Genomic DNA, 10093 nt, shown 5'->3' on the forward strand with positions numbered 1-10093 from the left:
ACAATTCCGTAACTACTACAAAGAATCGGCACGTTTACAAGGCAACACAGGTGAAAACCTGCTTCAATTACTTGAAGGCCGTTTAGACAATGTTGTTTACCGTATGGGTTTTGGTGCAACACGCGCCGAGTCTCGTCAACTAGTTAGCCATAAAGCTGTACTGGTCAACGGTAAAGTTGTAAATATCCCTTCTTTTAACGTTAAAGCAAGTGATGTTATCGCGATTCGTGAAAAAGCTAAAAAGCAGTCACGCATTGGCGCAGCACTTGAAATCGCCGGTCAACGTGAAATCCCAACTTGGGTTTCTGTTGATGCAACGAAGATGGAAGGCGTATTTACTCGTCAACCTGAACGTTCAGATTTATCTGCTGAGATTAACGAACAGTTAATCATCGAGCTTTACTCTAAGTAAAGTTAATTACTATGAGAGGACAAAAATGCAGGGTTTTGTAAAAGATTTTCTAAAACCGAATTTAGTTGGTATTGAACAAGTAAATGCAACCAGAGCTAAAGTGACTTTAGAGCCGTTAGAACGCGGTTTTGGTCATACTTTAGGTAATGCGCTGCGTCGTATCTTGTTATCATCTATGCCGGGTGCAGCAATAACAGAAGTCGAAATTGATGGTGTACAAAATGCGTACAGCGTTAAAGAAGGCGTGCAGGAAGAGATCCTTGAGATTCTTCTAAACCTTAAAGGTTTAGCGGTTAAACTTGAAGGTAAAAACGAAGTTTTAGTTAGTTTAACTAAATCTGGGGCCGGTCCTGTTATTGCAGCCGATATCACTCACGATAGTGATCTCGAGATAGTCAATCCAGAACACGTGATCTGTCATTTAACGGGCAATACTGAAATCAGTATGCGCATTAAAATTGAATTAGGTCGCGGCTATGTCCCAGCTTCATCACGTATCCATAGTGAAGAAGACAAGTCTGCTAATGGTCGTTTGTTCGTCGATGCAACTTTCAGCCCTGTTGAGCGTATCGCTTACAGTGTTGAATCTGCTCGTGTTGAACAGCGTACCAATTTAGACAAACTTGTTATCGATATGGAAACCGATGGTACACTTGAGCCAGAAGAAGCAATTCGTCAGGCAGCTATGATTTTAGCTGGACAACTAGACGAATTTGTTGATGAACGCATTATAAGTGCACCTGTTGAAGTTGAAGAAAAACCTGAGTTTGATCCTATTCTCTTACGCCCGGTGAATGATTTAGAGTTAACGGTTCGTTCTGCTAACTGTTTGAAAGCAGAATCAATTTACTATATTGGTGACTTGGTACAACGCACTGAAGTTGAACTGCTGAAAATGCCTAATTTAGGCCGTAAGTCATTAACTGAAATCAAAGATGACCTTGTCTCACGTGGACTGTATCTGGGTATGCGCCTGGAAAACTGGCCACCAGCAAGTCTTATTGAAGATTAATCCAATCACACTAATAACGAATTATAAGGATTAGGTTATGCGCCATCGTCAAAGTGGACGTCAACTTAACCGAAACAGTAGCCACCGTCAGGCTATGTTTCGTAACATGGCAATCTCTATTGCAATGCACGAAGTTATTAAAACTACTGTGCCTAAAGCAAAAGAATTGCGCCGTGTAATTGAGCCATTAATTACACTTGCTAAAACCGATAGCGTTGCTAATCGTCGTTTAGCATTTGCTCGTCTTCGTGATGATGCAACAGTTGCAAAATTATTTAATGAATTGGGCCCGCGTTACGCGACACGTCCAGGCGGTTACACTAGCATCATTAAATGTGGTTTCCGTACCGGTGATAAAGCTCCTATGGCTTACATCACTTTGGTAGACCGCCCAGTAGTTGCTGAAGACGAAGAGTAAATCTTAGTTTAAAGCGACATTAAAAAAGCCGAACAATTGTTCGGCTTTTTTGTGTCTGGAATTCAGCGGTCAGCGGTCAGCGGTCAGCGGTCAGCCGTCAGCCGTCAGCCGTCAGCCGTCAGCTGTCAGCGGTCAGCGGTCAGCTGTCAGTCGTCAGTCGTCAGCTGTCAGTCGTCAGCCGATAGCCGATAGCCGTCAGCCGATAGCCGAAGCCGTCAGCCGTCAGCCGTCAGCGGTCAGCGGTCAGCCGATAGCCGATAGCGGTCAGCCGATAGCGGTCAGCCGTCAGCCGATAGCCGTCAGCCGTCAGCCGATAGCCGATAGCCGACAGCCGTCAGCCGTCAGCCATTTGTTGCAACTGCCATAATTCAGCATACTCACCCTGCAGCTCGATCAATTGCCGATGATTTCCCTGTTCCACTATTTGCCCCTCTTTGATCACTAAAATATTATCTGCATCGACGATAGTTGATAACCGATGCGCGATCACTAAACTAGTAATACCTTTAGATACCTCTTTGATGGCACTCATAATTTGTTGTTCACTGACACTATCAAGCGACGAAGTTGCTTCATCAAAGACTAAAATGGCCGGCTTTTTTAAAATAGTGCGCGCAATAGCAACCCGTTGTTTTTCTCCCCCGGATAACTTTAAACCACGCTCACCAACAAGCGTTTTTCCACCTTCGGGCAGGCTATTAATAAAACCGCGCAAGTGTGCCAAGTCAATGGCATGCTCTATGTCAGCCTCGCTCGCATCGGGCCTGCCGTAGCGGATATTCTCACGAATAGTATCATTAAATAAAACCGTGTCCTGCGGCACTATACCAATAGCCCTGCGCAGGGATTGTTGAGTCACCTGACGGATATTCTGACCATCAATTAAAATTCGCCCCGCCGTGACATCATAAAAACGGAACAACAATTTAACTAAAGTCGATTTTCCGCCACCGCTTCCCCCCACGACCGCCACTTTTTGACCTGGTTTTACCATAAATGAGATCTGCTTAATAATGTCTCGTTGTTGCTGATAAAAAAAGCCCACTTCCTCAAAGCTAATTTCCCCCTTGGTTATTATTAATTGCTCGGCATTGGGTAAATCTTCAACCCGAGGTAATTTTCTTAATAAGGTAAACATTTGCTCTATATTAGCCAATGAGCCGCGGATTTCTCGATAGACAAAACCCAGAAAATTAAGGGGCATAAAAATTTGCATGGTGAAGGCATTAATTAAGACAAAGTCTCCTAATGTCATACTGCCCGCGCTAACCTGTAGCGCGGCAAGTGTCATCATGGCAGTCATTGCCGCAGCAATGATTAAAGCCTGCCCACCGTTGAGGGTGAATAACGACAGGCGGTTTTTTCGCTTTGCCTGCTCCCACTTAGCGAGTTCCGCATCATAACGCTTAGCTTCATAGGCTTCATTACCAAAATACTTAACGGTTTCATAATTCAGCAAACTATCAATAGCGCGACTGTTACTTGTCGAATCCGCAATATTTGCCTCGCGAATGAATTCGGTTCGCCATTGTGTGGCTTTTACCGAGTAAGCGACATAACTAATGACGGCAAGCAAAATAACCAGTGCAAAACTAAGCCCATAATTAACCAGTAAAATAACCACCACAAAAATAAGTTCTAATAGAGTGGGGATAATATTAAAAATCATAAAACGCATCACAAAACTAATACCCGAAACGCCACGTTCCATGTCCCGTGATAAACCGCCCGTTTGCCGATTTAAATGAAAGTCTAAATCTAAATGATGTAAATGTTTAAAAACACTTAACCCCACACGCCTCATAGTATGCTCGGTTACTCGGCCAAATAACGTATCGCGCAACTCGCCAAATAACACTAATGCCAGCCTTAATACCCCGTATGCAACAACTAACATAATAGGTGTGGCGATCATTTGCAGCTTTTCACCGTCAAGATCGTCAACTATGTGCTTTAAAATAAAAGGCAGGCCAATGGTCGCAATTTTGGCAAAGATTAAGCACAATAATGCTAAAGAAACACGCAGCTTGTACTCGGCCAGATAAGGGAGAAGTGTTTTAAAAACTGACCAGTTTATCGAATCGGGTAGATCCGTATATTTTCCGCCGCGCATTGAAGATCATCCATTAAAAGTTAATTCCCCAATCATAGAAGCTTGCGAGCAGATTATCAGTAAAATAATGAAAAATTAGCGAATAAGAGACTCTGGCGGGTTTTATTTAAACCCGCCGGAGTTGCACATAAGCGCTGCTTTTAACGCTTATCGACTGCAATATAATCTCGCGCTTCACTGCCACAATAAATTTGTCTGGGCCGGGCTATTTTTTGGTCCGGATCGACAAGGAATTCTTTCCACTGTGCCAACCAGCCAGCATTACGCGCAATGGCAAACAGAACGGGGAACATCCCGACGGGGAATCCCATTGCCTGATAAATCAAGCCGGAATAAAAATCAACATTAGGGTAGAGATGACGGGAGATAAAATAGTCATCCTGCAGTGCAACTCTCTCCAGTTCCAGAGCAATAGCCAGTAACGGATTGACACCCGTTACTGAAAAAACTTCATTTGCCAATGTTTTACAAATTTTTGCGCGAGGATCATACTCTTTATAGACACGATGACCAAATCCCATCAAACGGCTCACTTCGCCAGATTTTACCCTGTTAATAAACTCAGGTACACGATCGACAGAACCTATCTCCGCTAACATATGCAATACTGCCTCGTTCGCACCGCCATGCAAAGGCCCATATAATGCAGCTATTGCCGAAGAGGTCGCTGAGAAAGGATCGCTCTCGGAGCTTGCCACCGCGCGCATTACGCTAGTACTGCAATTCTGTTCGTGATCCGCATGCAGAATAAAAAGCACATCAATGGCTTTTTCTAAAATCGGATTTGGCTGGTATTGCAGTTCACTTTTTTTCCATAACATATTCATGAAATTACCAATGTAAGACAGACTTTGATCGGGGTAGACATAAGGCAGTCCAAGACTATGACGATAAGCAAATGCTGCAAGGGTCGGCATTTTGGCAATTAAGCGCCAAATTTGACTGTCCCGGCAGTCTGGATCATGAATATTTTTAGCATCAGGGTAAAACGTTGATAACGCCCCTACTGTGCCGATCAATGTCCCCATAGGGTGTGCCTCATGATGAAAGCCGTCGATCAATTTCTTGATATTTTCATGTACAAAAGTATGCTCCATAATATCTGTCTGCCACCCCGCTAACTGAGTTTTGTCAGGCAGTTCACCGTTTAAGAGCAGATACGCGGTTTCCAAATAAGTACTTTTTTCTGCTAATTGCTCAATGGGATAACCTCGATAACGAAGAATGCCCTTTTCGCCATCAAGAAATGTCACACTGCTTTTACAGGAAGCGGTATTTGTATAACCAGGATCATAGGTTAACAGGCCAAAGTCTTGTTCAGAGGTTTTTATATTCCGGAGATCAAGCGCACTAATGGATGCGCCGTAGGTAGGGTAGGTGCCGTATTGAATAGGAATTTCGTAGCTTTTACCGGTACGGTTATCGGTAATGGTTAGACTCTGTGCCTTCATAATATTACTCCCTCTTATGCAATTTCTAAGGAACCAATTTTGTTAGATAGCTTAAAGTTTAGCTTCTTCTGATTACTTTTCAACCAGCGAAAGATAACTAAAAAAAGAAAAGATTAAGGTCTTCTACAGAGGCTATAACCTCTTGGGCACAGTATGCAGACCATAAATGCTACCAATCATCTCCTAAATCATCCAAAGAGATTCTAGGTGCCCGAGCGGCATTAATAGCACAGCAAAAGGCAATAATCGCAGCAACAAGAAAGCCTATTTGAAAAGCATTAATAATATGTTCCCGTGGGCTATTTAATAAAAATTCTATGCCCGAATTTCGATTAAAATTCGGAATTAACCCATAAATCAAAGCACCAAATAACGCAGTTCCCATTGATGCACCAAGCGAGCGGGACAATGAGGCCATGGAAATTATTCGTCCTAAATTTTCCCGACCCGCAATCGATTGAATTAACAGCTGGGTAGAAGGCATGACCGTTCCCAGTCCGATACCGCAGAAAAACCCTAATCCGGCGATCAACGCGGGCACCGGTGGTAGTAAGCCTAGTAACAGAAAAGCTATCGTAGTAATGCTCATGCCAACCACAGGGATCCACTTCGGCACCCCCGTTTTGGAAATTATTTTACCTGTCGTATAAGCGCCTATAATAGTGCCTATAGTAAGGGGTAATAATAATAAACCAGAGGTTGATGCATTTGTGCCAAAGCCAATTTGCAGATAAATGGGCAAAAAGAAGATTAATGCAAATAAACAGGCTGCAAATAAAAAAGTGGAGGTTAATGGAATATAAATTTCTTTTTTGTATAACAATGTTAGCGGTAAAAAAGAGTGAAGTGCTTTTTTTTGTTGGATTAGAAAGACCATAGTCAGTAACATAAAAGCACCAAGAATCATGATACTTTCTAAAGATAACCATGCAAAGCCATGCCCACCGGAGGTTAACCAATAAATAAGCGAGGTCATCATGATTGGAAATAAGATCAAACCAGTCCAATCAACTTTCCCTTTATGGCGTGTTGATTTTGTTGTGGTTAAAGACATTAAACGAGAAACAGCAAAAATAGTAACCGGAATGTTTACCCAAAACAACCACTGCCACGAAAGGTAAGTAACAACAAAACCGCCGATCACGGGACCACCAATACTTGCAACAGCAAACAATGAAGCAAAATACCCCTGAAATCTGGCGCGTTGGCGAGGAGGTACAAATTCACCAATTAATGCCTGGGATAAACTCATTAATCCCCCGCCACCGAGACCTTGTATTACCCGCCCGACAACCAATATAGTCATTGATTGCGCCAATGCAGAAATAATTGAACCGAGTGAGAAAATAATTAAGGCGACAATCAGCATATTACGGCGATTGAAACGATCCCCTAACCAACCGTAAATGGGCACCGAAGCTGCTATTGCCAATAAATAACCAATAATGATCCAGGATGCTAAATGCATCGCCCCTAATTCATTGACAATAGCGGGGGTTGCCGTAGCCAATAACGTTTGATCAACGGCAGCCAATAACATAGGTAAAAAAACGATCGAAAAAATATGCACAAAGTTCTTTTTTGAAACTAATTGCGCTGCAGTGTCTGATCGAGAATTAAGCATAGAAGAGTGAACAACCAAGTTAATAGCAAAGAAGAGATAAGTTTAAGTGAACACTCAATAAAGAGAGACTGAAATGCTTATACCCACAGCGACTATCAAGCAGAACAATCCAGTACACTTTCAATCACAAAGGTCTCGAAGCGAAATATTTTGATATCCTCACGCCAATAATCTTGGGACCACCCGCCTTTTATTTTCAATGCGTCCACAAACTCTTCAGCTGTTTTTAAAGAAGACCATACCGAGGGTAAAAATATCGCGCTGTGGTATGAATCTTTTAATAATAATCCATCAATACCAACTCGCAACTGCTCGACTAATGCCCGCTCACCCTCATTTTCTAAAGGCTGAAGTGCTGACAGAACTGATATTTCAAAACTCAAATCCGGCAGTTCCCTTTTTTGCAGAGGTTCAAAGCGACGATCTTCACAGGCACTGTAATAACTATAATCACAGACATTTTGCCACAGTGATTTTTCTACCCCATAAGTACCAATACAACCACGCAACTGTTTATCTGCATATAAAGTAACAAAACAAGCGCTAGGCACTAACAATTCAGCTGATTTTGGAGGTGCAGGTTGTAACATGGTTCGATCGTAAACGGCCTTAGCGAGCACTTGCCAAACCAATTGCTTAAGCTCTGCCTGCGCTTCATGGCTTAGACTAATATAAGATGAAACTGGCATAACCAACGACCTCTTTTTTACTGCCCAAAGTATCCCCTGAGTTGGCTTTTTTAAGCAACTTAATAGCCCAGTGCTGTTTTTTGGCATAACTCAGCAAACCATTAATGGCATAACAACCGCAAGCATCTTCACCTTTTAAATTATACTCATAATTTAAAATATGTTGAATGGTCCTGTCATCTAGAAGTTGAGCTTCTTGGTAAGAATGATAATGGCTAAGATCTGAACTTACCACGACCAATGTGCCCGGTTCATCAACCTGTAATATTGCTAAAATTCTACTGACATCTTGCTCTGAACACTGCCCTACTACTATTGGTACCAGCTCAAAATCGTGTAAAGCTCGTTGTAAAAATGGCAGTTGTACTTCTAATGAGTGCTCTAACAAATGCGCTTGATCGTCGATGGTTACCAGTTCTTCCTGCAGGAGTTGAGTATAAGATCCTTTGTCAATTGGTATAGACCCAAGTGGCGTAGTAAAACAATCACAGTTGGAAAGAGCACAACCTTGCAAAGCAACACGATGACTGGGCCCGAGTAAAATAACGCGGTGAATATAATACGTAATATTTTTAAGGTAAGAATAGGCGTAACCGGCAACCGCACCGGAATAACAATAACCCGCATGCGGTACAATTAATGCTTTTGCCTGGATAGTAGACTCGCTCGGTGCGTTTAAAAAAACACTAAGCTGTTGATCAATTTGCTCCGCAGTAGCGGGATAAAAACTGCCCGCAACTGCCGCGATTCTGTATTTCATACACACCTCCACAAACAGCCATATTACGGATAGGTACAAAGCTGATTGAGACTATCTGATAAGTATAGTCAAACATGAAATGAACAGATAAAAATTATTTTTTAAATCGAAAGTTGCTACAAGAGTGCAAATGGGAAACGGAAAAAACATTTATTAACACCCCCAACTTGCTGTTTTTAAAAATTTTTGCGCTTTAAAACCGGTGGGGACTTACTGATGAGATTAAAACTTGTGTATTACAGAATCACTCGAAGGCAGTGGCTTAGTTATAACGATACGGTTGGTAAATAAAAAATGCGAGAAGGAAAATCCCTTCCCGCAATACATCAGGTAAGTCATCCGTGTCGATGCTAGTACCATTAAATATAATAAATTTACAACGTCTTAGCTAACTCAGTCAGTAAACTTTCCTGTTCTTCAGTGAGGGTTGTTGGCGTATTAATGACAACTTCGTAAATCAAGTCACCTTTAACCGCATTTTTCATTGCCGTTATGCCCTTACCTTTAATGCGAAATTTGCGTCCCGCTTGTGTACCCTTAGGTATTTTAAAGCTGATATGTCCATCAAAGGTCGGTGCTTCTATCGTTCCGCCTAATGCCGCCGTTGGAAAGGAGACGGGTATTGAACAATATAAGTCATTTCCCTGCCGCTCAAATAACGCATGCTTAATAAGGTTAATTTCTACGAGTAAATCACCATTTGCGGCACCTAAGGTTCCCGGATTACCTTTATTTGTAAGGCGAACACTTTGCCCCTCATCAATACCGGCGGGCAGAGTCACCTTTAGAAATTGTTCTGTATTAGGGAGTTTAACCTCTTTCTGGCAACCATTAATGGCCTCTTCCAGCGTGAGTGTTATACGGTAGCGTAAATCAGATCCCTTTTCAGGTCTTGGCTGATGGCGTTGCCTGAACATATCACCAAAAATATCATTATAATCACCTGAAGATTGCCCGAATCCATCATGGCGATTAAAACCAGAATTTGGACGGTGGCTGGGATCAAATGCCTGATGACCAAAATCATCATATTCCTGTTTTTTTTCAGGATCAGAAAGGATCTCATAGGAAGATTTTACTTCTCTAAAACTATCCTGTGCGGCAGGATTACCAGGATTACGATCCGGGTGGAATTTCATCGCTAATTTTTTATACGCTTTTTTTATTTCTACATCTGTTGCGCTTTTATCAACACCAAGCACTTCATAACAATCACGTTTTGACATGTTTATTTCTCAAAATTATTATTATACCCAAATCACTTGAAGATACAGGCAGAAGGTCGATCATCTCGTTATTCTAAATCAACGGCTTCTACAACATCGATCATCATTTCTGGCCTTGCCCTTCGGGAGATTCGCTCGAAAGGTCATTTTACTCTTTGTTCCAGCGTTCGCGAGACACTCTGAATCAGCATCTTCAAGTAGTTTGGGTATATATACCTGCTAGAAAACGCAATTATAACTTAGTTGCAGTGAATCTGGTGCAGTGTTTTTCATTGCCACAATAAAAAGGCTAAATTAATCTAAGCATAATTTAAAATGCATCTACTGCTTTTTTCGGTCATAATTAATAATGTATTGTATACAGTGACTGCCAAGCGAAAATACTGAA

At 42.0% G+C, this 10093-nt stretch carries 9 protein-coding genes; 3 read left to right on the plus strand and 6 right to left on the minus strand.

What is annotated here, in order from left to right; translation table 11 throughout:
* From rpsD to rplQ, 3 genes are all read left to right on the plus strand, one after another.
* Positions 1-412: 30S ribosomal protein S4 (gene rpsD, locus CXF72_RS11315; protein WP_101039127.1), on the plus strand; the 412-nt coding region annotated here is incomplete at its 5' end.
* Positions 413-437: 25 nt separating this feature from the next.
* Positions 438-1424, plus strand: coding sequence for a DNA-directed RNA polymerase subunit alpha (locus tag CXF72_RS11320; RefSeq protein ID WP_101039128.1), 987 nt, complete (start codon positions 438-440; stop codon positions 1422-1424).
* A 37-nt stretch (positions 1425-1461) separates the two neighbouring features.
* Positions 1462-1842 carry a 50S ribosomal protein L17 gene (gene rplQ, locus CXF72_RS11325; protein ID WP_011770891.1) on the plus strand — a complete coding sequence of 127 codons (381 nt, stop codon included), beginning with the start codon at positions 1462-1464 and terminating at the stop codon, positions 1840-1842.
* Positions 1843-2176: 334 nt separating this feature from the next.
* On the opposite strand, the gene CXF72_RS11335 is transcribed toward rplQ, so the two are convergent.
* The 6 genes from CXF72_RS11335 to CXF72_RS11360 form a co-directional block, all read right to left on the minus strand.
* Positions 2177-3955, minus strand: a complete 1779-nt coding sequence (locus tag CXF72_RS11335; protein WP_101039130.1) for an ABCB family ABC transporter ATP-binding protein/permease — start codon at positions 3953-3955, stop codon at positions 2177-2179.
* 140 nt (positions 3956-4095) lie between these two features.
* Positions 4096-5406, minus strand: coding sequence for a citrate synthase (locus CXF72_RS11340; protein ID WP_101039131.1), 1311 nt, complete (start codon positions 5404-5406; stop codon positions 4096-4098).
* Between the two features lie 169 nt (positions 5407-5575).
* On the minus strand, positions 5576-6976 hold the full coding sequence (locus CXF72_RS11345) for an MFS transporter (RefSeq protein WP_232784963.1): 1401 nt from the start codon (positions 6974-6976) through the stop codon (positions 5576-5578).
* Between the two features lie 149 nt (positions 6977-7125).
* Entirely contained in the window at positions 7126-7719 is a 594-nt protein-coding gene (gene amrA, locus CXF72_RS11350) for an AmmeMemoRadiSam system protein A (protein WP_101039133.1), read from the minus strand.
* On the minus strand, positions 7697-8479 hold the full coding sequence (gene amrB / locus CXF72_RS11355) for an AmmeMemoRadiSam system protein B (protein ID WP_101039134.1): 783 nt from the start codon (positions 8477-8479) through the stop codon (positions 7697-7699). The genes amrA and amrB overlap by 23 nt, the downstream gene beginning before the upstream one ends.
* 374 nt (positions 8480-8853) lie before the next feature.
* The gene (locus CXF72_RS11360; protein WP_101039135.1) at positions 8854-9705 is read right to left on the minus strand and encodes a DnaJ C-terminal domain-containing protein; all 852 of its coding nucleotides are present in this window, start codon (positions 9703-9705) and stop codon (positions 8854-8856) included.
* Positions 9706-10093 lie beyond the last annotated feature (388 nt).

The organism is Psychromonas sp. MB-3u-54, from assembly GCF_002836415.1.
Lineage (GTDB): Bacteria > Pseudomonadota > Gammaproteobacteria > Enterobacterales > Psychromonadaceae > Psychromonas.

Excerpts from the sequence above, each read along its gene's own strand:
- amrB (WP_101039134.1), bottom strand. The coding sequence starts at position 8,479 with ATGAAATACAGAATCGCGGCAGTTGCGGGCAGTTTTTATCCCGCTACT.
- CXF72_RS11340 (WP_101039131.1), bottom strand. The coding sequence starts at position 5,406 with ATGAAGGCACAGAGTCTAACCATTACCGATAACCGTACCGGTAAAAGC.
- CXF72_RS11320 (WP_101039128.1), top strand. The coding sequence starts at position 438 with ATGCAGGGTTTTGTAAAAGATTTTCTAAAACCGAATTTAGTTGGTATT.
- rplQ (WP_011770891.1), top strand. The coding sequence starts at position 1,462 with ATGCGCCATCGTCAAAGTGGACGTCAACTTAACCGAAACAGTAGCCAC.
- CXF72_RS11360 (WP_101039135.1), bottom strand. The coding sequence starts at position 9,705 with ATGTCAAAACGTGATTGTTATGAAGTGCTTGGTGTTGATAAAAGCGCA.
- CXF72_RS11335 (WP_101039130.1), bottom strand. The coding sequence starts at position 3,955 with ATGCGCGGCGGAAAATATACGGATCTACCCGATTCGATAAACTGGTCA.
- amrA (WP_101039133.1), bottom strand. The coding sequence starts at position 7,719 with ATGCCAGTTTCATCTTATATTAGTCTAAGCCATGAAGCGCAGGCAGAG.